General features: G+C 70.2%; 22 protein-coding genes. 10 read left to right on the top strand and 12 right to left on the bottom strand.

Annotated elements, in window-relative coordinates:
- Positions 1–28 precede the first annotated feature (28 nt).
- Positions 29–2,992, top strand: coding sequence for a Vps62-related protein (locus K8625_RS27135; RefSeq protein ID WP_223751072.1), 2,964 nt, complete (start codon positions 29–31; stop codon positions 2,990–2,992).
- Between the two features lie 13 nt (positions 2,993–3,005).
- Here the strand turns inward: K8625_RS27135 and K8625_RS27130 are convergent, their stop codons facing one another.
- Positions 3,006–3,902, bottom strand: coding sequence for a type VI secretion system accessory protein TagJ (locus K8625_RS27130; RefSeq protein WP_223784330.1), 897 nt, complete (start codon positions 3,900–3,902; stop codon positions 3,006–3,008).
- A gap of 73 nt (positions 3,903–3,975) precedes the next feature.
- Positions 3,976–4,593 carry a hypothetical protein gene (locus tag K8625_RS27125; protein ID WP_223784329.1) on the bottom strand — a complete coding sequence of 206 codons (618 nt, stop codon included), beginning with the start codon at positions 4,591–4,593 and terminating at the stop codon, positions 3,976–3,978.
- Between the two features lie 175 nt (positions 4,594–4,768).
- Between K8625_RS27125 and K8625_RS27120 the strand changes: the two genes are divergently transcribed.
- Positions 4,769–5,665, top strand: coding sequence for an RluA family pseudouridine synthase (locus K8625_RS27120; RefSeq protein ID WP_223784328.1), 897 nt, complete (start codon positions 4,769–4,771; stop codon positions 5,663–5,665).
- A gap of 56 nt (positions 5,666–5,721) precedes the next feature.
- Here K8625_RS27120 and K8625_RS27115 read toward each other — a convergent pair whose 3' ends face one another.
- From K8625_RS27115 to K8625_RS27100, 4 genes are all read right to left on the bottom strand, one after another.
- On the bottom strand, positions 5,722–6,759 hold the full coding sequence (locus K8625_RS27115; protein ID WP_223784327.1) for a hypothetical protein: 1,038 nt from the start codon (positions 6,757–6,759) through the stop codon (positions 5,722–5,724).
- A gap of 119 nt (positions 6,760–6,878) precedes the next feature.
- Positions 6,879–7,628 (bottom strand): RNA methyltransferase, encoded by a 750-nt coding sequence (locus K8625_RS27110; RefSeq protein ID WP_223784326.1) that lies wholly within the window; start codon positions 7,626–7,628, stop codon positions 6,879–6,881.
- Positions 7,629–7,691: 63 nt separating this feature from the next.
- Positions 7,692–8,072: a hypothetical protein gene (locus K8625_RS27105; protein WP_223784325.1), complete on the bottom strand. Its 381-nt coding sequence runs from the start codon at positions 8,070–8,072 to the stop codon at positions 7,692–7,694.
- Positions 8,069–9,520 (bottom strand): hypothetical protein, encoded by a 1,452-nt coding sequence (locus K8625_RS27100; RefSeq protein WP_223784324.1) that lies wholly within the window; start codon positions 9,518–9,520, stop codon positions 8,069–8,071. The genes K8625_RS27105 and K8625_RS27100 overlap by 4 nt, the downstream gene beginning before the upstream one ends.
- 867 nt (positions 9,521–10,387) lie before the next feature.
- Here K8625_RS27100 and K8625_RS27095 point away from each other — a divergent pair.
- The gene (locus K8625_RS27095) at positions 10,388–11,032 is read left to right on the top strand and encodes a biotin transporter BioY (RefSeq protein WP_223784323.1); all 645 of its coding nucleotides are present in this window, start codon (positions 10,388–10,390) and stop codon (positions 11,030–11,032) included.
- Positions 11,033–11,038: 6 nt separating this feature from the next.
- Here K8625_RS27095 and K8625_RS27090 read toward each other — a convergent pair whose 3' ends face one another.
- Positions 11,039–11,779, bottom strand: a complete 741-nt coding sequence (locus K8625_RS27090; protein WP_223751063.1) for a peptidoglycan-binding protein — start codon at positions 11,777–11,779, stop codon at positions 11,039–11,041.
- An 83-nt stretch (positions 11,780–11,862) separates the two neighbouring features.
- Complete coding sequence (locus tag K8625_RS27085) at positions 11,863–12,180, bottom strand: hypothetical protein (RefSeq protein ID WP_223751062.1); 318 nt, start codon at positions 12,178–12,180, stop codon at positions 11,863–11,865.
- Positions 12,181–12,387: 207 nt separating this feature from the next.
- On the opposite strand from K8625_RS27085, the gene K8625_RS27080 reads away from it, so the two are divergent.
- Together K8625_RS27080 and K8625_RS27075 are read left to right on the top strand one after the other, a co-directional pair.
- On the top strand, positions 12,388–14,130 hold the full coding sequence (locus K8625_RS27080; protein ID WP_223784322.1) for an amidohydrolase family protein: 1,743 nt from the start codon (positions 12,388–12,390) through the stop codon (positions 14,128–14,130).
- 102 nt (positions 14,131–14,232) lie between these two features.
- Positions 14,233–15,117: a hypothetical protein gene (locus K8625_RS27075; RefSeq protein ID WP_223751055.1), complete on the top strand. Its 885-nt coding sequence runs from the start codon at positions 14,233–14,235 to the stop codon at positions 15,115–15,117.
- Here the strand turns inward: K8625_RS27075 and K8625_RS27070 are convergent.
- Positions 15,096–16,055: an FAD-dependent oxidoreductase gene (locus K8625_RS27070; protein ID WP_223751054.1), complete on the bottom strand. Its 960-nt coding sequence runs from the start codon at positions 16,053–16,055 to the stop codon at positions 15,096–15,098. The two genes, K8625_RS27075 and K8625_RS27070, sit on opposite strands and share 22 nt — an antisense overlap.
- Positions 16,056–16,237: 182 nt before the next feature.
- Here K8625_RS27070 and K8625_RS27065 point away from each other — a divergent pair, with 182 nt between their 5' ends.
- From K8625_RS27065 to K8625_RS27055, 3 genes are all read left to right on the top strand, one after another.
- Positions 16,238–19,003 (top strand): CHAT domain-containing protein, encoded by a 2,766-nt coding sequence (locus tag K8625_RS27065; protein ID WP_223784321.1) that lies wholly within the window; start codon positions 16,238–16,240, stop codon positions 19,001–19,003.
- Positions 19,004–19,085: 82 nt separating this feature from the next.
- Complete coding sequence (locus K8625_RS27060; protein ID WP_223784320.1) at positions 19,086–20,357, top strand: hypothetical protein; 1,272 nt, start codon at positions 19,086–19,088, stop codon at positions 20,355–20,357.
- Positions 20,358–20,365: 8 nt separating this feature from the next.
- Positions 20,366–20,764 (top strand): hypothetical protein, encoded by a 399-nt coding sequence (locus K8625_RS27055; RefSeq protein ID WP_141322857.1) that lies wholly within the window; start codon positions 20,366–20,368, stop codon positions 20,762–20,764.
- On the opposite strand, the gene K8625_RS27050 is transcribed toward K8625_RS27055, so the two are convergent.
- Both K8625_RS27050 and K8625_RS27045 read right to left on the bottom strand, forming a co-directional pair.
- The gene (locus K8625_RS27050; protein ID WP_223784319.1) at positions 20,733–21,467 is read right to left on the bottom strand and encodes a hypothetical protein; all 735 of its coding nucleotides are present in this window, start codon (positions 21,465–21,467) and stop codon (positions 20,733–20,735) included. The two genes, K8625_RS27055 and K8625_RS27050, sit on opposite strands and share 32 nt — an antisense overlap.
- Positions 21,464–22,459, bottom strand: a complete 996-nt coding sequence (locus tag K8625_RS27045; protein WP_223784318.1) for a cupin-like domain-containing protein — start codon at positions 22,457–22,459, stop codon at positions 21,464–21,466. The genes K8625_RS27050 and K8625_RS27045 overlap by 4 nt, the downstream gene beginning before the upstream one ends.
- Positions 22,460–22,576: 117 nt before the next feature.
- On the opposite strand from K8625_RS27045, the gene K8625_RS27040 reads away from it, so the two are divergent.
- Positions 22,577–22,744: a hypothetical protein gene (locus K8625_RS27040; protein ID WP_223751048.1), complete on the top strand. Its 168-nt coding sequence runs from the start codon at positions 22,577–22,579 to the stop codon at positions 22,742–22,744.
- Between the two features lie 15 nt (positions 22,745–22,759).
- Here K8625_RS27040 and K8625_RS27035 read toward each other — a convergent pair whose 3' ends face one another.
- Positions 22,760–23,800, bottom strand: coding sequence for a cupin-like domain-containing protein (locus K8625_RS27035; protein ID WP_223784317.1), 1,041 nt, complete (start codon positions 23,798–23,800; stop codon positions 22,760–22,762).
- Positions 23,801–23,930: 130 nt separating this feature from the next.
- On the opposite strand from K8625_RS27035, the gene K8625_RS27030 reads away from it, so the two are divergent.
- Positions 23,931–24,368 (top strand): hypothetical protein, encoded by a 438-nt coding sequence (locus K8625_RS27030; RefSeq protein WP_223784316.1) that lies wholly within the window; start codon positions 23,931–23,933, stop codon positions 24,366–24,368.

Raw genomic sequence — 24,368 nt, 5'->3', positions numbered from 1 at the left:
TGGATGGAAGCGGTGGAGCGCCCTCGTCGTGCTCTGTATCGGTTGTCAGCCGGTGTCACCCGACGAGGTGACCCCGGAGGAGCCAGGGCCCGGGGAGCTGGACGCGCTGCAGGTGGTGGAGCAGCCGCTGGGGCCCGTGAGGGAAAAGTCCTGTCAGGAGATTCGCGCGGCCCGTCCCACCGCGGGAGATGGCGAGTACGCCCTGCACTTCATGGGAGACCCCGCGCGGCCGTGGATGGCCTGGTGCCATGACATGGCGGGGACGCCGCGTGAGTACCTCACGCCGCGTGAGAAGGGACAGCTCGCCAACTTCGCCCAGTACACCGCGGGAGGCGCGACCCCTGGCACCACGGTTCGCACCGTCTACTCGAGGCTGCGCATCAATCCGCACACCCTGCACGTGGACACGACGGACACGACCTTCGCGACCTCCACCGGACAGGTCTTCCATGGTGGCCAGCCCGTCACCTCCATGCCGTTCGCCAACGCGATGTCCTGCGATTGGGCGGACTCGGGCCGGGCCAACATCGACCTCCGGGGCACCGCGTTCAAGGTGGCCACCGAGGCCTTCGCGGTGAAGGGCTACGCCCAGCACGGCGCGAGCGTCTACTCCTGGGGAGACCAGGTCGTCGCGCTGCGGGGCGGTGGCTACTGCGGCTGGATCGGCCCCGCGGACTCCAACGGGTTCGACGGCGGAAGCCTCCCCCTGTTCTACGCTGGCGCCGCGACGGCGTGGACGCCCACGGTCGGCGTCTACCCCGCGAGCACGTCCACCGCCCTGCCCCAGACGCTCCAGCCCGGGTTCTACGACGCCGCCGAGCTGTCGGTGGGCGAGGACGCCATCCACTCGGTGCGCGTGCCGCGAGGCTGGCTGCTCACGCTCTATCCGGACCGGGCCTTCAAGGGCACACCGGCCACCCTCACGTCGGACACGGACCTGACGGGCCAGGCGATCGACTTGAAGGCGTCGAGCCTCAAGGTGGAGGCGCCGGTCATCCTCTACACGGGCAATGGCTTCCAGGGAGCGCAGCAGACGCTGCTCGCGGGCCGCTACGACCTGAGCCAGTTGACCCTCGGCAACGACACGCTGCGCTCCATCCGCGTGCCCGAGGGCTACCGCGTCACCCTGTTCTGGCACGGCGGCTTCCAGGGCGAACGGCTCGTGCTCACCCAGGACACGGACCTCGCCGGACAGCCGTTCCAGGCGCAGACGTCCAGCATCATCGTCGAGTCCACCACCGAGCGGAATGACCACAACACCCTGCACGGACGCTGGACGCCGTCCGGCGGCCAGTTCCCGAGCAGCCTCGACAACCGCCAGTTCATCGTCGACTACACCGGAGCGCCGGACGTCGTGACGTTCGAGCTGGAGGCCAACGTCGGCCCCTATCTCTACCTGCTGGACACCAGCAACCGGGTGCTCGCGGAGGTCAACAACCGGGACGGGGGCCCTGTCGCGCGCATCTCGTATTACCTCAACCCCGGCACGTACAAGCTGGTCGCCGCGACGACGCTGGTGGGACGCGCGGGGGAGTTCACGCTCCGCTCCGACAAGGCGCGCCTGCGAGCCCCGCTCCGGCTCTGGGTCCAGGCGACCAGTGGGTTCGATTGGATCTACGACGACTTCGGGACCCACGCGGACAACGACGTCTCCGTCTGGCGTCCCAACCTCAGCCAGCTGCCCGGCTACTACTCCCTGGGCGATGTCGCCATGCCGGACCACAACCCGGCGCCGAGGATGACCTTCGTGGTCAAGGGCGAGGGGGACGTGCTGGCGCGTCCGGTCGACTACACGTTCGTCTGGAATGACCGTGGCACGGGCGGCAGCCACGACGTCGGCTTCTGGCACCCCGTGGCGCCCCCGGGCTACACGTGTCTGGGTTCAGTGGCCCAGCTGGGTTACGACAAGCCTTCCACCGACCTCATCCGCTGCGTCCGCTCGGAGTATGTCCTTCCGGGCACCTCGAGCTGGATCTGGAACGACCAGGGCTCGGGGGGACACAATGACGGCTCCGTCTTCCAGACGGGCGGCGTGGACCATCGCGCGCTGACGGTCCCCGTCATGGTGGGCCAGGGAGGCTACGGCGGCGCGGACGCCTCGCGCTTCTGGGCGCTCAACAAGAGCATGCTCGCCAATCCGGAGCTGCAAGGCGGGCTGGTCGACGAGCTGGCCGCGTTCCAGTACGCGCCGCGCATCTACCTCCACCCGGGGGAGTACTACATGCCCTCCTCGGTGGAGTTCTTCCTCGCGAACGTGCACGACACCGGGACCCACCTGAAGACGAACCAGTCGCTCGGGTGCCCGTCGTGTACGGACCCCGCGTTCCTCGACGGTCAGCGGCCGGACCAGACGCACGTGCCCGTCTACATCCAGAAGGTCCGCCGCACGTCGCTGGGGATGCCCACGAACGTCACCGACCTCATCTACTGGACGTTCTACCCGTACAACGCGGGCAAGGAGGTCTGCATCGGCTACGACACCGGAGGCGGCTGTCTGGGCGTGGGCAAGTCCACCTTCGGCAACCACGTGGGGGACTGGGAGCACCTCACCGTGCGGTTCATCGACGGGCGGCCCGCGTATGTCTACATGAGCCAGCACTCGCACGGCGGGCTCTTCGAGTTCGGGCACAAGGACATGGCGCTGTCGGGCTTCCGTCCCACGGCCTACGCGGCGCAGGGCTCCCACGCGCTCTACGCAACCCCGGGCAAGCACACGTACGAGTACCTCCCCAACAACGGCACGCTGGATGACATGACGGGCCATGGCGTGAGCTGGAACGCGTGGGACCGGCCGGTCATCTTCCACTGGCAGCCGATGGGGACTTTCACCGGCTCGCTGGCGTGGCTCAACATCACGTCGGACTGGGGCAATGACAAGGCGGGCTGCGACAACATCGTCTCGGAGCGCTCCGGCGAGTGCATCCTCAACGGAGGCCCCACCGCTCCGCTGAAGAAGGGCTTCGCGCACCCGAGCGCCATGACAATGGAGTAGCCAGCGCGCCGGCTCACCCGAAGAGCTTCGACCAGAAGGACTTCTTCTCCTTCGGCCGAGGCTCTTCGGCCGTGGGCCGGCGCCCCGCGTCGAAGTCGATGCGAGCCACCTGGAGGAGCCCCACCAGGCCGAGGCCGCCGTCCTCGTGCGCGAGGTTGAAGTCCCGCTGGCCGAACGCCACGGCATAACCGTGGGGCTCGTGCTCCCAGAGGGTCATCTCTCCCAGGCGCACGGCGGCGTTGCCGTGCAGACCGGAGCCCGGATACCGCGAGGGCACGCGGGTCTCGAACTGCTGCCCCGTGAGCGTCTGGAAGACGGCGGGGACCCACACGGCATCCATGGAGCTGCGCGGCCGCTCGAACTGGATGGAGGCGAGCTCGTTGTAGGGGATGTCCAGCACGGTGCCGGCCTGGAAGCATGGCAGGTGCGGTCCCGTCAGGTCATCTGAGTCGATCATATCGGTGAAGCGGACGCGGGCGCCGTTGGTGCGTGTCAGCGTTCCAGGGACCTTGGGTGCGGCGCCCGCGATGTCCTTCAGGACGCGGGCCGCGTCGGAGAAGTCGCCCTTCGCGTGGGAGACGGCGGCCTGGAGGTAGGCGCGGGAGAACGGCTGCGGCGCCTGCAGCGCGCCTCGCTCGTTGGCCAGGGTGGGGTCCTTCCTGCGCAGGGAGTGCAGGCGCTCCAGGTTGGCGCAGTGGCCCAGGAAGGTCACGCCATCGGAGACATCGGGGTCCAGCTTCACCAGGGCGTCGAGGGCGCGCAGGGCTCCGTCGAAGTCCTCCAGGCGCACTCGCACGTTGAACGCCATCAGCCACCGGTCCGCGGATGGCGCGGAGGACAGCTCCGCGTCGATCAACTGGAGTGCCGCCTGGAAGTCACCCTTCGCGAGGTGCTGCTCGATCTGCGCCATGGCTCATGTCCCCCGTTCGCCGCGCGGCGACCATAGCGTGCGCGTCGAGGGCGTGGGAATGCGGGAGCCGGACTCAGACGCTCATCGAGCGCATGCCCTCCGAGGGCTTCATCATGGGAAGGTCCGAGGCGGGCATGGACTGCATGCCGCTCGCGGGCTGCGTGCGGCCCATCATCTTCTCCATCTCCTGGTTCGGCGGAGCGTCCTCGAAGGTGGACATCTCGTGGGTCATCGCCTGCTGCTTGCCGTACGGCGGCGTCTGCCCGGCGCGCTCGGCCGCGTCGTTCGCCTTCTTCTTGGCCTCCTCGGCGCGGCGCGTGGCCTCGGTCGTCTTGGCGGAGGCGGCCTGGAGCTGCTTCTTCGCGTCGGTCAGCGTCGCCTCGGCGGCCTTCTCCGCGGCCTGGGCTTCCTTCAGGGCCTGCCTCGACAGCTCCTGCTGCTCGGGCGTCTGTCCCGGCGCCTTCGCCTTCTTCTCCGCCTCCTCACGCGCGCGGGAGGCCTCCGCTTCGGCCTTCTGGGCGGCCTCCGCCTGGCGACGGGCCTGCTTCTCCGCCTCCTTCGCCGCGTTCGCCGCGCGAACCTCCGCCTCGGCCCGCTTGCGTGCTTCGTCCGCGCGCTGCGCGTCATCCGTCTTCGGGCCCTGCTGCTGCCGCACCGACGAGCGATTCTCCACCTTGCTCAGCATGTTCACGGGTCACTTCCTTCCGAGCGCAATGAGGGACAGACACCCCTTCTTCGCCAGAAGCGCCCACATGGTTACAGCGGGGATTTCCCGCGGATTTTCGGGCCACGTCCGGCCCCTCGCCCACCCGGCTCCCTGGGACGAGCGGCTCCCGCCTCGGGCTCGCGCGGTATAGGGTGCCCGGGTGCTGCTCAACGATGGCTATGTGTACCGCGAGAAGCTCGGGCGTCAGCCCGGCCGCAGCGCGCTCGCCCACCTCACGAACAAGTACCGGCACTCGACGGAGGAGGAGTGGCGCCGGCGCTTCGAGCGCGGCGAGGTGCGCCTCGATGACCGCGTCGCGGATGGCTCGGAGCCGCTGAAGGCGGGGCAGTGGCTGTGCTGGCACCGCCCGCCCTGGGAGGAGCCGGACGCGCCACAGTCGTTCGACGTGGTGCACGAGGACGCGGAGCTGGTCATCGTGGTGAAGCCGAGCGGACTGCCGACGCTGCCCTCAGGCGGGTTCCTCAAGAACACCCTGCTCTCCCGCGTCCAGGAGCGCTGGCCCGAGGCGGTCCCCATGCACCGGCTGGGACGCACGACGTCGGGCCTGGTGCTCTTCACCCGGACGCGCGACGCCGCGGTGCGCCTGTCGAGCGACTGGCGCGAGGGCCGCGTGAACAAGCGCTATCGCGCGCTCGCGCAAGGCCTCGCCGTCGAGGAGACCTACGACATCCGCGCGCCCATCGGGCTGGTGCCGCACCCCAGACTGGGAGAGGTGCACGGCGCCTGTGCGACGGGGAAGCCCTCACACAGCACGGCGAGGGTGCTGGAGCGACGCGAGGAGGACACGCTCTTCGAGGTCGACATCCACACGGGGCGCTCGGAGCAGATCCGTATCCACCTGGCCTTCATCGGCCACCCGCTCGTGGGAGACCCGCTCTTCGTCGCGGGGGGACTTCCGCACGCGGAGCACCCGGGCCTGCCCGGAGACGGAGGATACCTGCTGCACGCCGAGTCCCTCGCCTTCACGCATCCGGGCTCGGGCGAGCGACTCCAGTTCCAGGCGCCGTTGCCGCCCGCGCTGCGGCTCGGCGGGTGATGCGCGGCTGTCCCGGGACGAGACTCCACCAGGACAGCCGTCGTGACTGCGGACCGCTAGTCGATGGACTTGACCTTGTCGTCCTGGTCGAACGTCACGCGCACCTTGGCGAGCGACGACTTCCAGTAGGTCCAGGTGGTGGAGTTGAAGGACGCCGTCTCGTGCGGAGGCGGCGGGCCCCAGGCCATGCGCACGGCGGCGCGCGACATCCCAATCACCACCTCCGACGCGGAGACCTTCTTGCGGTCCTCCGGCGACAGCTCGGCGAGCTTGCCGGCCTGGTCCTCGGCGGCGAACGAGGCCTGGAACAGCGCCCACGTGTCCGCGCCGGAGCGCGAGTCGTTCTCGAACACGAACTCCTTGCCCGTCTCCACGACCTTGAACTTCACCTTCGAGTTGCCCTTGTCCAGCACCTCCACCTTCGTGTTGAACGGGAGGATGGGGCCCTTGAGGTAGTTCACCCACGACACCGTGTCGTCCTGGAAGTGGAAGTTCGCCGTCGCGTGGAAGAACTTCGGCGCCGGCGCGGGAGCCGGCTCGGCGGCCGGCGCGGGCTCGGGCTCACCGCCGTACGAGACGACCTTGCCGTCCGCGTCGAAGATGACCTCGAAGGTGGAGAACTTCGAGCTCCAGTAGGTCCACTTCGTGCTCTCGAGCGACAGCGTCCGGTGCGGCGGCGGCGGGCCCACCGTCAGCAGCACCGCGTCCCGCGACATGCCCTTGGCGAGCGTGCCCGCCTTGACCTGCTTCTGCTCCTCGGGCGTGAGCGCCGCGATGCGCGCCGCGGGGTCCTTGGCGGAGAAGAAGCCGGGGAACAGCGCCAGCGCCGTCTTGCCCAGGCTCTTGTGCGAGACGAACCGGAACTCGGCGCCGGAGTCGACCACGCGGCAGCGGACCTCGTCGTCATCCCGCTCGAGGACCTGCACCTTCGTGCCCACCGGAAGCGACAGCCCCTTGCCCCGGTAGTTCACCGCGGAGAGCTGGTTCTTGTTGAGCAGGAGGTTGGCCTGGGCGAACACCACCTCGGCGTGAGCGGTCAGGGTGGTCAGCAGTCCCAGCGCGAGCAGGGTGCCGAGCGCGTTCTTTCGATTCATACGGTGGGTGTGCCTCGTCGTGAATGAGGGGCGTGCTTCTAGGCGCCCTTCAGGGGGTTTTCCAGTACCCCCGGGCCGCTTCCGACGAGGCCCGGCCCACCGCATTCACAGACGTGGGCTCAACTCTCCTTCTTGGAATCTGAATCGAGCTTCGGGAGCCCGACGCTGCGGGAGAGGTGCTTGAAGGCGGTGAGCCACATCTCCACCTCGCGCCGGGACAGCGCCGCGCGGGTGAGCGAGTGCATCATCTCCGCGAGCAGCGCGTCCGGGGCCTGCATGTTGAGGAAGCCCACCTTCAGGAGGACCTGTCGCATCCAGGCCTGGAGGGCCTGCACCAGCCGCAGCGGGGCACCTTCCACGGCGCCGGGCGTGGTCTGCTCCACCTGCTCCCGCGCGCAGAGGTAGAGCAGGACGGCGGCCGCCTGGGCCAGGTTCATGGAGGGCTGCTCGGGCCGGGTGGGGATGACCAGGGCCTGCTGGCAGTGGCTCAGGTCCTCGTCGGACATGCCGCGCTTCTCGCCGCCGAGCACCAGGGCCACCTTGCCCCGCTGCGCGTGCAGCGACAGCAGCGCCACGGCGTCCTCGGGGGAGAGGGTCGACATGCCGCGCAGGTTCTGGCGCGAGGTGGTGCCCATGGCGAAGACCACGTCCTCGAGGGCCTCGGGGAGCGTGGGGTAGATGCGCGCGGACTCGAGGATGTGGCCGGCGTGCACGGCCATGCGGCGCGCGCCGTCCATCTCCTGGAGCTGGGGGTCGGAGAGTACCAGCTCCGCCACACCGAAGTTCGCGGCCAGGCGCGCCACGGCGCCGAGGTTGTCCGGGCCCTGGGTCTGGTGCAGCACGACGCGCAGGTGGGAGGTGAGAGCCATGCGGCCACCTTACCCGCCACGTGTGGACCCGTCGCGGACATCCGCACGGGCGCGTTCCCAGGTCTATTTCTTCCAGCCTGGTCCCACGGACATCTCGTAGTCGAGACGAACGGCTTGCCCGGACTCGACGCTGAAGTCCGTGCAGCGCTCGAAGCTCGTGCAGATGACGTAGTCCCCCGAGGCCAGCTCGGCCTCGTAGAACCCGTCGCCGTCCGACTTCACCGAGGTCACCAGCTCACGGTCCGGCTGCGTGCGAATGCTCAACTCCATCGACCGCGGCTCGGGGTCGCAGGAAGAGGAGCACACGTCGTCGACATACTCGGTGAGCCCGTAGACACCCTGGGAGATGGTCCGGGCCGATTCGGGGTCGAACTCGCCACAGGCCACACCGCAGGCGACGACCGCGGTGAGTGCAGCCTTCTGGAGAAGAGAGGACGATGTCATGAGCGAGACCCTAGCGCAGGTGCCTTTACGCTGTCCGAGGAAGACCGGGCCAGCCACAGCGCGCTCGCGACGAACGCGGAGATGGCTGTCCAGTAATAGAAGCGGTACTCGGCGCTCACGCTGACGGGGAGATACGCCAACGCATAGCAGGCGCCCGAGGCGGCCACGCAGAACATCAACCCACCATCCAACGCGCGACGACGCCAGCCCACGACCGCCAGCGCCAGCGTCAACGCCAGCCACGGTGCGCCACTGGCCGCGCCCCACGGGAACTCCTCGCGCATCGCCGACAGGGCCCGATGGACCGCGGTGTGGGTTCGCAGCGTCAAGCCCAGGTCGTTGGGATCGATGACGCGGTGGAAGCTCCCGATGTCCCGATAGTAGCTGTCGGAGGAGTCTCCCAGGCCGAGGCTCGCGGAGTACGTCGACAAGCGATGCCGCAGATACGCGCCTGGATGCGTGCGCACGACCCGGAGCCACTCGCGTGTCAGGGCATCCCTTGCTTCGAGCACCTGCGTCGTGGAGATGGAGCCACGCGCCGGTTCTCCCCATAGAAGCGGAGTGATGGACCGGGGGTCATACAGTCCGCCCAGCTGCTCCGGAGTCCATTGCCACCGCTCCACGAGCGGCGAGCCATCCATCGCCGAGGGCTCGCGCACGTAGACGCCCACCACGTCGAACACCAGCAGCGCGCCGGCGATCCACGACTTCTGCGCGCCCATGGCTCGCTCGACGAAGCCCGGGGCGCACGCCAGGATTCCGAGCAGGATGCCACCGGCGATGAACGGGCGAGCCCGCTCCTTCATCAGCGCGGGGACGCGCGCCACCACCATGGGCACCAGCAACACACTGGCGACGATGGCGTTGTGCCGCGTCAGGGTCGCGAAGACCAGGCAGGCGAAGGCCCAACCCGGACGCCCTCGGGTGAGCAGCACCACCGTCCCCAGCAGCATTACCGCGTTGAACACGTCCTTCCAGAGCGTCACCCCGACGGCCCAGGTGCTCGGCAGCAGGCAGTACACGACGAGCAGCGCGAGCGCCCCCAGCCCGCGTCTTCCGGAGACACGCCCGAGCAGGAGGACAGGGCCCAGCGACAGCACCAGGAGCTGGAGGGCCAGCACCGGCCAGGTCGACCCCGTCAGCGCGAAGGACTTCCCCAACACGAACGAGAAGAAGGGAGAGTGCCAATCCGAGTAGCGACCCGCACGCCCCTGCGCCAGCATGTCGAGCGAGTCGCTGGAGAGCAGCCCGGGCTGGAAGGCCACGAAGAGCAATACGCCCCAGACGCTCATCAGCGCCAGCCGCGCGCGCCAGCTCCCGAGCACCGCGAGCAGGGGGCTGCCGGCCGACATCGAGGCGGAGGGCGTCTGCTCGACCTCGGGCGTCGAGCCCTTCGGAGCGGGCGTCGACGGGTCCACCTCCGGCAGGGGCCGGACTTGCATCCCCATGGGGCATGTCCTCCGCGTGGTTGAATCCATCCGGAGCCTGTCAGGCAGGCCCCCTGGAGCCAAAGGGGTCATCGCCTCGGGAGCGTCGCCCAAGCGACATTCGTCGGGTCGATACCCATACGCCAGGCCCGCGCCCGAGCGACCGTACGCCTCCCACGAACTCCAAAGACTATACTGTCCGGCTCCTTTCCCAGGAGGCTTTATGAGCAAGCATTGGAGTGGAGTGACGGCCACTGTCGTGGCCGCCCTGGTCCTGCTGGCGTGCGGTGGAGTGGCACCGGAGTCAGACGCGTCGACGGCCGACGGACCTGGCTCTACGAAGGCGGACTTCTACTACCAGTGCGGCGACGGGAGCTGTGATGGGAACGAACCCACCACCTGTCCCGCGGACTGCGCAGGACTGTGCGGAGACGGCTACTGCGCACCCTACGAGAATACGTCGACATGTCCGAGCGACTGCTGGTCTGGTCCTATCTGTGGCAACGGCGTCTGCGAGTCGGGAGAGCACCCCGGCAACTGCTCGTTCGATTGCTGGCTGTCACCGACCTCTTGCGGAGATGGCATCTGCGACGCGGGCGAGAACAGCAACATGTGTCCCCAAGATTGTGGCTCGTGTCGCATGTCCTCATCGCCGACGCGCGAGGTCCCTCCGGATGGGGCGTTCTACTACCAGTGCGGCGACGGGAGCTGCGACGGGAATGAACGCGTCACCTGCCCCGCGGACTGCTGTGCGTAGCAGGGACGGATGAACTCCTGAGCGTTCCAGTCGAAACGGAGGAGCACGAAGCTCGCGAACAGCGCTCGGAGCCCTTCGTGGGCCTGAATCGGCACCTTGCGTGGAGATGCCTCCTCGCCGAGCATCCGTTCGTGTCTTCGCGCTCCTCCAGGTCATCGCACCGCGCGCAGTTCGTGGACAGGTCCACGGTGAGCGCCAACGTCCCGACTCGTCACGTCCTGACGGACATGTTCGTCCGGACACGAACCCACGAGGTCGCGGTCATCCTCGGCGCGGCGCTCTGCACGGCGTTGTTCGCGCAGGTCGCCATCTCGGTGCCGGGTTCACCGGTGCCCGTCACGGGGCAGACGCTCGCCGTCGTCGTCACCGCCGCCGCGCTCGGGCCTCGACGCGGGATGCTGGGACAGCTCGCCTATCTCCTGCTGGGGGCGGTGGGACTGCCCTTCTTCGCCAAGGCCGCGAGCGGATGGGGCGCCCTGCTCGGGCCAACGGGCGGCTATCTGGTGGGCTTCATCCCCACGGCCTTCCTCGTGGGACTCGCGGCCCGGCGTGGTTACGACCGGCGACTGTGGACGGCGGTGCCCCTGTTCCTCGCGGGACAGCTGCTCGTCCTGGTCATCGGGATGTGCTGGCTGAGCGTGGCGAAGTCGCTCGACCTCGCGACGGCCTTCCAGAAGGGCTTCGTGCCCTTCCTCCCCGGCGGGCTGCTCAAGGCGCTCATCGCCGGGGTGCTCACGCACTTCGCCTGGCGGTTCGCCCGCGCTCGCGAAGTCTGACATCCGTCACACCACGACGAAGTCCACGTTCTTGAAGCCCCGGGTACGCGCGCAGACCTCGTAGCCCTCGTGCGCGCCTTCGTCGTTGGTGTTCGCCTCGATGGTCTGGAAGGTCTCCTCATCCACCTCGGTGACGATGCCCGAGTGGGACCAGTCTCCCGGCGTGCGCCTTCGCAGGAACAGACTCCCCGGGCGGATTCGCGCGCGGTCCGGCGGAGCGCTCAGGCTCGACACGAAGCGCTCGCGCGCCCTGCCCTGCGCCGCCAGCAGGTCACTGGAGAACGTGCGCTCCAGCGGCATCGGCGTCCCCAGCGTCCTCGCGGCCTGGTTCAGACAGAAGGTCGCGAACCCCGCGGACCAGCAGAAGGACGCACCCTCGTTCCCATCCAGGTACAGCCGCACCCACGGCCCCCGGTTGCGTCCGCCCACCTCGCGCGGCAGTTGCCGCAGGTGCTGCGCCGCGTACGCCACCGTCAGCGCCCCCAACGTGCGCCCCGCCGGCGGAATCGTGGCCAGCGCCGCGCGCAGCGGCCCCGTCAGCCGCTCGAACGTCGCCGCATCCGCGACGCCCGAGACGGGCAGCCCCACCTTCGCCTGGAAGCGCTTGAGCGCGGCCTCCGTCGCCGGACCGAAGTCCCCGTCGATGGCGACCGCGAACCCGCTCAACGTCAGCCATTCCTGGATGCGCCGCACACCGGAGGACTCCTCACCCCGGCGCAACACCTTGCCCAACTCGACTTCGCTCATGGGACACCCGCGCGCCAGCTCGTGGCCGCGGGGCACATCCTGTCACCCCGCGAAGCCATGACGCCACCGAGCCTCCCGCAACGTCAGCGAGCAGGCGTTTCGGCGGGCAGCTCGTGGTCTTCCAGCGAACGTTCCCGCGCGTCCGGAGTCTCTTCCACCTCACCCGCCTCGCCGGCGCCGCCCATGCCTTCCTTGAAGCCCTGCGAGGCCTCCTCGGCGGCCGTCTTCATGTCCTTCGCCGCCTCGCGCGTGCCCTCGCGCACGTCCTTCGCGGCCTTGCCCACCTCACGCCCCACCTGCCGCGAGTTCTCGCGCACCTCCCCGTCCTCGCACCCCGCGAAGGCCACCAGGGACGTCCCCAAGCCCAGCAGCGTGAGCCACTTCCATCGTGTCCGTGCCATCTCGCCTCCCGTGCTCGTCGCGTTCGTTTCTTCCGCCGACCAAGCTAGGCACCCCCACCCCTGACAGCGGGCACTCAGCCGAGCCCCCTCCCCCTCGTCCCAGGGGCAATCCATCACCATGACGCAGTGCGCCCGCGCGCAAGCACATCCATCCCCGACACGGCTTCTTCCTGGAACTCGACAGAACAGCGGCCCTAGGCTCCCGCCATGGACCTCATCGTCGAGAACGGACTCGTGTTCGATGGTCTGGGCAACCCACCCCGCAAGCTCCACGTGGGCATCCAGGCAGGCAAGGTGGCGCGCCTCTCCGAGGGCCCCATCGAGCGCGGCCCGGGCACCCGGGTCATCGACGCCGCGGGGCACTGGGTGACGCCGGGCTTCATCGACTTCCACACCCACTACGACGCCGAAGTCGAGCTGGCCCCGTCGCTCTCCGAGTCCGTGCGCCACGGCGTCACCACCGTCGTCGTGGGCAGCTGCTCGCTGAGCCTCGCGGTGGGCAAGCCCGAGGACCTGGCGGACATGTTCTGCCGCGTCGAGGCCATCCCCTACGACACCGTCCGCTCGCTGCTCGAGGAGCGCAAGTCCTGGGACACGCTGGGCGGCTACATGGAGCACCTGGACCAGCTCCCGCTGGGTCCCCATGTCGCGTCCTTCCTGGGACACTCCGCGCTGCGCGCCCACGCCATGGGACTGCACCGCAGCCTGGACTCCACGGTGCGCCCCAGCGAGGACGAGCTGCGCCGCATGGAGTCGCTCGTGCGCGACGGCTTGGACCTGGGCTACCTGGGCCTGTCCATCATGACGCTCAAGTGGGACAAGATGGGCGGCTCGCGAGACATCCGCAGCCGCCCCCTGCCCTCCACCTACGCGCGTTGGAGCGAGTACCGTCGGCTCACGAAGCTCTTGCGCGAGCGCGGCCGCGTCTTCCAGGGCGTGCCCAACATCAGCACCAAGGTGAACGTGGTGCTGTTCCTGCTGGAGAGCATGGGCCTGTGGCGCAAGACGCTGAAGACCACGGTCATCTCGATGATGGACCCGCGCGCCAGCCGAGGCATCCACCGCCTCATCGGCGTGCTCTCGCGCGCGGCCAACACGCTGCTGGGCGCCAACTTCCGCTGGCAGGCCCTGCCCGAGATCTTCGACCTGTGGGCGGACGGCATCGACCTGGTCGTCTTCGAGGAGTTCGGCGCGGGCGCCGCGGCGCTGCACCTGCAGGACGCCACTTCCCGCGCGGGCCTGCTCAAGGACCCCGTCTACCGCGCGCAATTCCGAAGCCAGTGGACCAACCGCTTCCTGCCGCGCGCCTTCCACCGCGACTTCAATCAATCGCAGATCCTCAAGTGCCCGGACAAAAGCGTGGTGGGCAAGTCCTTCGCGCAGGTGGCGAAGGAGCAGGACCGCGACGCGGTGGACGTGTTCCTGGACCTCATCGCCACGCACGGGGACGCGCTGCGCTGGTACACGGTGATGGCGAACGACCGGTTGCAGGAGCTGGAGTACATCTGCAAGCACCCGGACATCCTCATCGGCTTCTCGGACGCGGGCGCGCACCTGCGCAACATGGCGCACTACAACTTCCCGCTGCGCCTGCTCCGACTGGTGCGCGAGGCCGACAAGCGCGGCGAGCCGTTCATGACGGTGGAGCGCGCGGTGCACCGGCTCACGGGTGAGATTGGCGAGTGGCTGGGCATGGACGCGGGTGTGCTCGCCGAGGGCAAGCGCGCGGACCTAGTCATCGTCAATCCCGAGGGCCTGGACGCGAAGCTCGACGCCATCGCGGAGGCGCCCATGGAGAACTTCGGCGGCTTCGTGCGCCTGGTGCGCCGCAACGACGCCGCCGTGAAGAGCGTGCTCATCTCCGGCCGCGAGGCGGTGAGTGACGGCGCGGTGTCCCCGGCGCTCGGCCGCGAGCGGGGCTTCGGCGGCGTGCTGCGCGCCAACGCCTGACGGCGGAAAATGCCGCGGGAATATCCGCGCGAAGGTCCGTTCCAGCCAGCGACACCGGGATTGAACCCCCGGCGAAGCACTCGACTGGAAAGGCACTGAATCATGACGCGTGGAACGAACCTGCTGTGGACCCTGCCGCTCACCCTGCTCGCCGTGGCCTGCGGCGAGGGCATGGAGGTGGCGCAGACGCCGGAGAACACCCCGGCGATGGAGGAACTGGGCGAGGCGAAGCAGGGCCTCGTCGTCACCGGACGCTGGGGCTGGGGCACGCCGGGCAACAGCGGCCCGGACCTGGACCTGGGTCCCTCCAACACCCAGACGTGCTTCCTCACGGGCGTGCGCGGAAACCTCAAGGGCCAGTCCGCCCACCCCTACAACCCCATCTCCAGCGTCGGCGTGTACGAGGAGGGCGGCCGCTGGAAGCTCAAGACGCGCGACGGCATCGGCACGGGCGTGGTGGGCGAGGCGACCTGTATCGCCAACACCGCCAACCGCGTGTCCATGAGCTGGTCGGAGTGCACGTCCTTCAGCTGTGCCTTCCCCTACGTGCCGGTGAACACGAATCGCCGCTGCTTCATCACCAGCATCTGGTCGCGCGCCGGCATGACGTTCCACTACCAGGGTGACTCCAAGCCGGGTCTGCTCGTCAGCAAGCAGACCATCTTCCCGCCCAACGGCGGCGCGTCCTACGACGCGTGGGTGCTCAAGGGCTGGTCGTCCGACGACGCGAGCGAGCCGGCCAACATGGGCGGCACCGCGCACTGCGTGGACTTCCCCGGCGGCGGCGTGGCGGATGGCTCGTGGGAGGGCAACGCCACCGTGCAGATGTGCAACGGCGCCTCCACCGTGGGCCTGCTGCGCGGCGTCTTCGGTGACTTCACCGGCGGCTACGAGGACGGCGTGACGCTCACCAAGAACGACGCCACCGGCTGGACGGACCTCAAGGTCACCAACGGCAAGACGGGCTACGTCAGCTGCGTCTGGTGAGCGGCGACCAACGCCACCACCTCCTCCGCGCAACCCCACGAAAGCGTGACGCCCGCGCCTCCGTGTCCGTAGTCATGCACCACCCAGCGCCCCGCGATGACCTCCGCCTCCAGCCTCACGGTGGGTCGTCCGGGGCGCAGCCCCACCTTGTGCTCCACCACGTCGAACACCGCGCCCGGCGGCAACAGCGGCGCGTTGCGAGCCAGGATGCCGCGCGCCGCGGCCGGGTCCGGAGTGAGTGAGCCGTTCCCCTCCTCCACCGTGCCGCCGAGGATGCAGTCGGCCGAGCGAGGAATCACGTAGGCGATGCCGCCCTCGTGCTCGTCGTCGAAGAGGAAGCGGTCCGTGGGCGGCGGCGACACGCGCAGCACCTCGCCCCGCACCGGATAGAGCGTCGAGTCCCCCACCACCTCGCGCGCTCCCAGCCCCGTGCAGTTGACCACCAGCGACGCGCGCGCCCAGGCCTCGTCGAGCGAGCGCACCTCGCGCTGGACAATCCTTCCGCCCAGCGCGCGCAGCCGTGACATCAGGAACGGCAGGTAGCGCGGCATCTCGATGACGGGCGCGGTGAAGTGATAACCCTCCAACAATCCTGGCGGCAGCTCCTCCGGCCTCGCGCGGCGGAAGTCGGGCACGCTGTCGCGCCACCACGGGTCCTCCACGTGGCGACGGAACAGCTCGACGCCGGAGACTTGCAGGATGCCCGCCTCGGGGTGCTCGTGCGCGAGCGAGGCCAGCACGGTGTATGTCCTCCTGGCCCAGGCGTTGACGCGCTCCTGCGGCCAGGCGCGGTAGGGATACCAGACGGCCGCCGCGACATCCGACGTCGTGTGCGGTGACACCTCCCGCGCCCACACCTCGACGGTGTGCCCCGCCTCCAGCAAGCGGATGCCGCAGGTCAGACCTGACACACCACCACCCAGGACGACGATGAACATGGGACCGCAGCCTACCGCGCGCGGCACGTCAGGGTTGACCCGCAGCGTCATCCGCGAGGCGGTGTGCGATTCGCGCCTCTATTTTCCACGGTTTGTCGACATCCGCGTCTTTGGCTTAAGACACACGAACGCAGTGCTGGCTTCGCGCCCCGGGACGCGAAGTGACGGGGAGGGTCCAGCGGATGGCCGCCGAGCTGGATGCACCAGGGAAGTCCACTCGAGGGCGACGCGCCCCTCGCCTGCGTGCGTGGCACCTCATCCCGCTGCTCGTGTTCCCGGCCATCCTCATCGCCCGCTCGGGGCCGCTGGCCCACCGCCGCCAGGAATTGCTCTGGCTGACCGACGCACGCACCCGGCCGCTGGAAGCGCGCCTCTCCGTCCCCGCCGCGGATGTGCACCGTCCCTACTCGCGTCCCCGCGAGGAGCGCGCCTCGGTCGCCGTGCCACTGCGAGAGCTGGCGCGGCTGGAGGAGCAGGCAGACCGCGCCGGCATCGCCGCGTCCTATCTGGTGCATGGCGACCCGCAGCAGGGGCTCGCGCACCTGCAGCACGCACAGCCGTCCCTGAACCGGGACAATGACCAAGCCGTGGCGCTGCTCCTGCTCGGGCGGCATGACGACGCGCTGGAGCGACTCGACACGCTGCTGGAGGCATCCGGGCGCCATCCCCAGGCCCTGTGGAACCGGGCGCTCGTCCTGCGGGAGATGGGGCTGCACCTGGTGTCGGCCTCGGTCTTCGACGAGGTGGCCGCGCTGGGCGAGGCGGGCTGGAGCAAGGAGGCCCGCGAGCAGGCGGCCGCGCTGCGGCGCTCCGTGACGCAGCGGATGGAGTCCTGGAAGCGCACCCACGCGGCCATGACGCGGCTGAGCACGGACGCACGCGCGCCCGTGCCGCTGGAGGAGGCTCGCCAGCATCCCGGCATCGCGCGCGGGCTGTTCTATGACGCCGTCCGCACCGCCCCTTCCTCCGCGCGGGTGACGGCGCTGCTGCCCCTGGCCGAGCTGCTCGACGGCATCCACGGCGGCACGGCGCTGGCCGAGTACACGCGCGCCACCGCCGCGCGGGACTTCACCCGTCGCGCGCCGCTGGCCGCCGAGTACGCCAGGCTCCTCGAGACGCGTGCTGCCGCCTCCGCGGACCTCCTCACGCGGCTGCGCGCCTCGGGGGAGGCCGATCTGCTGCTCGGCGCGAAGCTGCGTTCCCCCGACGCGCCGAGCCCTCCCGACGAATGGGAGTCGCTGGCCCGGAAGTGGAATGACCCCTGGGTGGAGCTGCTCGTCCAGGACGCGCTCGCGATGCAGGAGGGACTCGCGGGTGAGGCGTGGCAGGCGGACCAGCGGCTCAAGGCCGCGCTCACGCTGTGCCGGGAGAAGCGGCTGCGCCCGCGCTGCGCGGACCTCTTGCGCAAGGTGAGCCACCGGGCCACGTCCGCCAATCGCCTGCTGGAGGCCGACGAGGCGGCGCGCGCGAGCTGGCGCGAGGCGCAGTCCATGGGCGAGTGGGAGCTGGAGTCCGCCGCGCTGCGCGCGCTCTCGCAGGCCGCGCGCTTCCAGTTCCGCGTGGCCGCCGCTCGCGCCTACCTCGCTGAGTACCTGGCCCGGGCGCCCGACACCTGTGACGTGAAGAACTACGTCCACCGCAACGTGGCGGCCCTGGAGCTGATGCGGCTGCGGCCCCAGGAGGCGCGCCGAGCCCTGGTGCGCGCGCAGGAGTGTGGACCCACCGTCGGGCTCGTCGGCGCGTGGACGCTCACGGACCTGATGCGGCTGGACCGCAAGCCCCAGGACGAACAGCAGATTCGCGCGGAGCTGGCCCGGGCCCTCGCGGCCCGCGAGACACCCGGGCGAAGGATGCTGGCCCGGCTCGTGGAGGCGCGCTTCGAGCTGCTCCTGAACCGGAGCGTCGGCAACCAGAAGCTCGCCGCCGTCATCCGCGACGCGGAGCCGTACCTCTCCACCGATGCGGACGCGCGCGACGCGGCGGCGGTGGCCTACCAGACGATGGCCGTCACCGCGGGCGAGGCCGGGGCCTTCAAGGAGGTGCCGGACGTAGTGGCCAGGCAGCTCGGCGTGACACGGCCCCAGCAGTGCGCGCTCATCGCCGCGATGGAGGCCGAGCGCACGGTGGCGGTGGCGCTGGGGCCCCGGGGTCAGGTGCTGGGACACCTGGATGCCTCGCGCAAGGAGCCGCTGGGCGAGGACCTGTCGGGGCTCGTGCCGGAGTCGCTCCTGGCCCTGCTGAGGCCCTGTCCCCAGGTGGACGTGCTCGCCGCGCCGCCGCTCGACAGCCGCGCCGGGTTGCTGCCGCCCGAGATGGCGTGGAGCTACCGCGTGGCGACGCGGACCGCCATCGCGCCCGACAGGAAGCCCGCGGCTCCGCTGCACGTGGTGGTGGCCAACGTGGAGACCCCCGCGGGGCTGGGACTCGCGCGCCTGTCCTCGTGGGAGTCGACGCCCGCGCCCGTCGGTCAGTCGATGGAGCTGTCGGGCGCGCAGGCCACGCCCTCGCGCGTGCTGGAGGCCATGGCGCGCGCCACCGACATCGAGTTCCACGCTCACGGCGTGGTGGACCGCAGCCTGTCCGAGGCACCGGTCATCGCGCTGGCCCCCGAGTACGACGGGCGCTACGCGCTCACCTCGGAGGCGCTGCGGCAGGTGAAGCTGGAGGGCTCGCCGGTGGTGCTGCTGGGCGCGTGCAGCGCGGCGCGACTGCCACCCTTGCTGCATCAGACGTCGTCGCTGCCCCAGGCCTTCGTGGGCGCCGGAGCGCGCGCGGTGTTCGCGGCGACGGTGGACATCCCGGACTCCGCGGGGCGCTTCTTCCAGGGCGTGCGAGAGCGCATCCACGGCGGCGCCACGCCGGCAGTGGCCTTGCGCGCGGAGCGGCTGCGCTGGCTGCGCGAGGTCAAGGGCGCGCCCTGGGTGAGCCAGGTCTTGCTGTACGAGTAGCGCCACCCACGGCCTTCGGGGAGGCCGCGGGTGCTGGTGAAGCAGAGCCGTGCCCGGGAGCACGCGCGAGGGGGAGGTGGACATGCACCACGCGGAACCGCTGGCCATCTACAGCCTGCACTTCGACCGAGGTGACGCGGACAGTGGCACGATTCCACTCTGGAATCCCGTCACGGACACCCGATTGGGCGAGCTGCCGGAGTGGATTCGAAACCATCGCGCCGAGCCCGTCGCGTACGTGCGAGGCGCGCGCCCCTCCGTCCGGGTGTCCCTGCTCGCCAACCACTTCGTCCCCTCCTCCTTCGAGCTGAGCGCCTTCGGCCCCGCCCTCTCCACGCCGGGCAGTCCGGGCACGCGCATCCGCTGGCTCGGTCCCCATCCGGTGAGCCTGGAGCGCACGGCGGGCTGGAGCACGCTCGCGGAGCCGGTGCCCTTCAACCGGCCGCTGCCCAACCACATCGGGACCCACGCGCTGGAGCTCCAATGGGTGGCGGAGTGGACGGACGCGGACGGCAGCCCGCGCACCCTCTTCCTCGGGGACAGCCAGCACGAGCTCTTCACCACGGGCGCGCCGATGCGCCACGGAGAGACAGGGGCGCCCGTCTCGGGGGCCTACGTGCCGCTGGTGCGCTGGTCCTCGCGCTGGTGCGCGGGGCTGGAGTCGCGCAAGGACATCTGCGACGCCGTGCTCCGGGGGCTCCCGGAGACGGGGCTGCGCTACGGCGTGCCGGCGTGGACGGTGCGGCACATGCTGGCGGTCGGCGGCGGCATGTGCGGCGGCTGGTATCAGCTGCTCCAGCAACTGGCCAACATCCAGGGCGTCAGGCTGGAGGGGCGCACGCTGCACCTGAGGCCTCGCGAGGACGCGCGCACGGACGAGGTGCGCTGGGAGGCGATGGTGGCGGTGGCGCCGGGCATCAACCAACCCGAGCCCAGCCGGCTGACGCGGTTGCACGGCCGCTTCCAGGACTGCGCGCACTACCCCTTCGCGCCGGACGAGCCGGTGGAGCTGCTGGGCCGCGTGGAGTCCCGCTATGCCTTCATGGCGGGCTGGGATGACGGCCACTGCCTGAACTTCCTGGAGGACTCCGGCCGGCTCTACCTCTACGACGCCTGCTTCCGCAGCGAGCCGGTGGAGCTGGACATGCCGCTGCCTCCCGCGGACGGCAGGCCCGTCCGACTGGGGAAGGACTCCTCGCTGCGTCGTCGCTACCTGCACCCCACCCTGCCGTTCCTCATGGGAACGCTGCGAGCCCAGGGGCGACTCTGGGAGGTGGACCTGGAGCGCAACGCGTTCGGCATCACCGTCGGGACGGAGCAGGTCCCAGAGATAGACATCATGTGGACACGCTAGGAGTTGTCATGCCGACGATACGCGAGCAGCTCAGGCGGATGGTGACGGAGCGCGACGTCCCGCCGCGAGGCTTCGCCTGGGCAGAGCTGATGGAGGCCTTGGAGGAGCTGGAGGACGCCGCGAAGCCCCTCGCGGCGGCGCCCCTGGAGGGCGAGGACGTGAGCGCGCTGGTGGAGCTGCTGAACCAGAAGGGCCGACTGCCCATGCGGGGACAGACACCGGCGACGCACTCGATGCCACCGGAGGAGCTGCTCCAGCTCAAGGCGCTGAAGATCCTCGAGCAGGCGGGACGCATCGACCGTGCCCAGGACGTGCTGGAGCGGCTCGACCGCGAGCCCGGCTCCCCCGCCCTGAAGGCGATGGCGCGACGGCTGCTCAACCGGGGCGGCGGAGAGGAACCGGCGTAGGCTCCCGGGACTCCGGCCGGGGAGTCCACGACACGTCGGGCCCGGGCACGGCGAAGGACTCGTGGACCGTGGCGGCACCGCCTTCCGGGGAGTGATGGGTGAACCACCAGCCCACGGGAAGGAGCAGCAGCTCACCGGGCAGGAGATCCACCTCCAGACGCGGCACCCCTTCCGGCACCGACCTGGCGCCCCACACGCGGTGCAACGCATACGCGGGGAGCAACTCCAGACATGCGCGACCCTGGACCTGACACAGCAAGGTGTTGCGGCGCACGGGCGTCAACGCGCGCGCGGCGCCCGGCGCGTCCCGCCACTCGACCGAGGGGGACTCCGGGGCAACCAGTCCCACGGATGAGCGCGTCACCACGGGGAGGTTCTGGAAGTAGTAGCGCTCGAAGAAGTCCCCGGGCGACAAGTGCTCGTGTCGGTCGATGCGCGCGTGTCCCTCCGACTGCCGATGGAGGTCTCCATAGAGGTCGAGCAGTCCCTCCAGCTTGCGCTGCATCGCCACGGCCCGCGCGGCGCCCTGGAAGCACGGGTCCTCCGCCTCCGCGTGCACCGCGGCGCGCGCGAGCTCCGGGTCGACTCCGGCGCGCGAGAGCACGGCCACCAGGTCCTCGACCTCGGAGCCTCGCAGCAGGTTCTCCACCACCCAGCGCCGCCACTCCGGCGCGAGCACGTCCGGCTTGCCTGCCTCCGTCATCGGGGAGCCCTCTCCGGCCTGGGGCCAATCCAGTAGTCGCGCCACTCCACGTTGCGCTGGGGTCTGTCGAAGCTGACGAACGTCACCGACATGCTCACGTCCAGCGCCTCCACCGCGTGCCACCAGCCCACCGGAATCAGCAGCGTGTCTCCCGGCCCCACCACACACGAATGCAGTGTGGCGCGCGCGAAGCCGGGGTAGCGCATCAGGTCCGGGGCGCGGATGTCCACCGCGCTGTAGAGCCCCCGGTCGTTGTAGAGGCGGGGCGTCTCGCAGGGCGGCAGGAGCCAGAAGCGCTTGCGCCCCAGCACCTGGCAGAACAGGACGTTGAGGTGGTCGTGGTGGAGGTTGGACACCGTGCCCGCGGGACCGAACCACAGGTGCACGCTGTCCGGCGCGCTCAGGTCCGGATGGATGTAGCCCGCGGGAGGACGAAGGTCCTGGAGCAACGGTCGGAACGCGGGGCGCAGGAGCAGGCTGTTGCGCGCCACCAGGTAGACGTCGTCGGAGCCTCGCGTCCCGCGCACGTGCGTCACCAGCTCTCGCAGGAGCCACGTGCGGCGCAGGCGCTCGGCGTGGAAGTCCGGGTCCGCCTCCGCGTCCCGGCCCGCCATCACCTCGACCGGCTCGTCACCGAAGCGCTCCTCCAACCACTCCGGCGTCCACCGCGTCCGTGCGGGCCATTCGTCCAGGAGCCCCTCGATGACGACGGGCTGGTTGCGCGCGTAGTAGCGCTCGAAGAAGTCCTCGGCCGGAAGCCCGTGACACCGCTCCACCGCCGCGGGCGTGGGCCCCGGGTGGCGCTGGGCGTGCAGCGCGGCGCGCGCCGTCAACAAGGCCTCCAGCTCGTCGCGCAGGGGCGCGGAGCGCTGCCCGTGACGCACCGCGGGGTGCTCGGCGATGGTGCGCACGGCCTCGTGGGCCCGGGGCTCGGACAGCCCCAGCGTGAGCAGCACCTCGACGAGCCGGGCGGACCCCACCCCCGCGGTCAAGTTTTCCGCGAGCCAGGAACGCAGGGACGCCGGCAGGGTCTCGCTGTCGTCACGAGTCATGTTTCGCGCGGTGCGATATACCACCCACGAAGGCAACCACGTTGCACTGGGGATGGCATGACGACGTCCAAGGAACCTGCTCCAAGAATCGTTCCGAATCCTCCGCCCAACCCGGCCACGCGGCAGGCGCCGCGCATCGTCCCCAACCCGGGAGGGCATTCCGCTCCCTCCGTGGAGAGGACGACGCCCACCGAGCCGCCGACCACGCCGCCGCTGAAGAAGTGACGACGCCCGCGGGCCTCATCCGAGCCTCCACCACGTGTTGCCTCCCGGGACGTCGAACTCCTGGAAGGTGACGGACACGCTGACGTCGAGCGCGTGCACCCAGTGCCACCAGCCCGCGGGAATCAGCAGCATGTCACCGGGCTCCACCACGACTTCGAGCACGTCGGCCTCGCGATACAGGGGGAAGCGCGTGAGGTCGGGGTGCTCGGCGTCGACCTGGCTCCACACCTCCAGGTGGCTGTAGACGTGGTGGGTGTGGAACGAGGGGATGAGGCGGAAGCGCTTGCGTCCATGCACCTGTCCGAACAGGACGGTGCCCAGGTCGTGATGCAGCTGCGTCAGCGTGCCGGCGGGGCCCACCCAGAGCTTCACCGCGCCCGGCCGGTCGGAGGCGCGCAGGAGGCCTGACGGGTAGCGCACGTCGTCGAGCAGGCCGCGCAGCTCCTCGCGCTCCAGCGCGAAGTTGCGCGCCGTGAGGTAGAGGTCGTTCGACGGCCCGCCCTCCTCCAGGCGACGGAGGAACTCCTCGAAGCGCATCACCGCGCGGCACGCGTCCGGGTCCAGGTCGTGGTCCACGCGCGCCTCCCGGCCGGCCATGACCTCCACGTCCACGTGGCCGTAGCGCCGGGCCAGGGACGCTGGGCGCCAGTGCTCCATCAGGGGCCAGTCGCGCATGAAGCCCTGGAGGTGCACGGGCTCGTGGGCCAGGTAGTGGCGCTCCATCAGCGCCGGGATGGAGAGGTCCGTGTGACGCGCCAGGTGGCGGTGTCGACCGGATTGACGATGGAGCGCGACGCGGGTGTCGAGGAGCGAGAGGACGTCTTCGTGTCGGGTGAGGTGGCCACGTCCCATCGACACGGCGGGATGCTGCTGGACGGCCTCGACGTGAGCGTGCGCCTCGGACAGCGGCACTCCCGCGGACACCAGGGTGTCCACCAGTCGCGTCGGGGCCACGCCTCGCGCGACGTTCTCGGCGAGCCACGCTCGCCACTCCGGATCCAGGCTGGATGAAGCGACGTCCACCATGCCCCCATCGCTGTCGCGTGCGCGGGCCACTCTACCGAATCCGCGTCTGCGTGCGTGGCGCGTGGCGCCCCGTCGCTCGCACCGTCCTGGAGCGGCCGGGAGGCACGGTGGGACAGCACGACGCGCGCACTCCCTAGATTGAGGGCCGAGAGGACACGCGATGACACCAGCCCACTGCCGGTTCCGTTTCGTCCGCACGCTCGCTGGCCTGGGTGGCCTGACAGCGTGGCTGCTCACCCTCGCGCCCACGAGCGGGCTGGCACAGGACGATGATGACGAGGAGGCGGTGGCGCCCCAGGTCGCCTGCTACACGGCCGCGAGCCAGGGCGGGCTGACGGACGACTCCGCGGCCACCCAGCTGTGTCGCGGCGCGCGCTCCTCCGCGCCGGCGAAGTGCTTCCTGCGCGTGCAGGAACAGGGCTCGCTGACGCAGGCGCAGGCGCTCCAGCTCTGCCAGTTCGCCACCGATGAGGACGACCCGGCCGCATGCTATCTCCAGGCGCGAGGCAAGAGCTTCGGCGACGACGCGCGCCTGCTCCAGCTCTGCCAGCCTCCGGTGACGGAGTTCCTGCGCTACTGCCCCGTGCCCGTGCAGTAG

The sequence above is a fragment of the Myxococcus sp. AS-1-15 genome (assembly GCF_020037055.1).
Taxonomy (GTDB): Bacteria; Myxococcota; Myxococcia; order Myxococcales; family Myxococcaceae; genus Myxococcus; species Myxococcus fulvus.
Note: the sequence above shows the minus strand (reverse complement) of the source record. Positions and strands in the feature narration are given on the sequence as shown.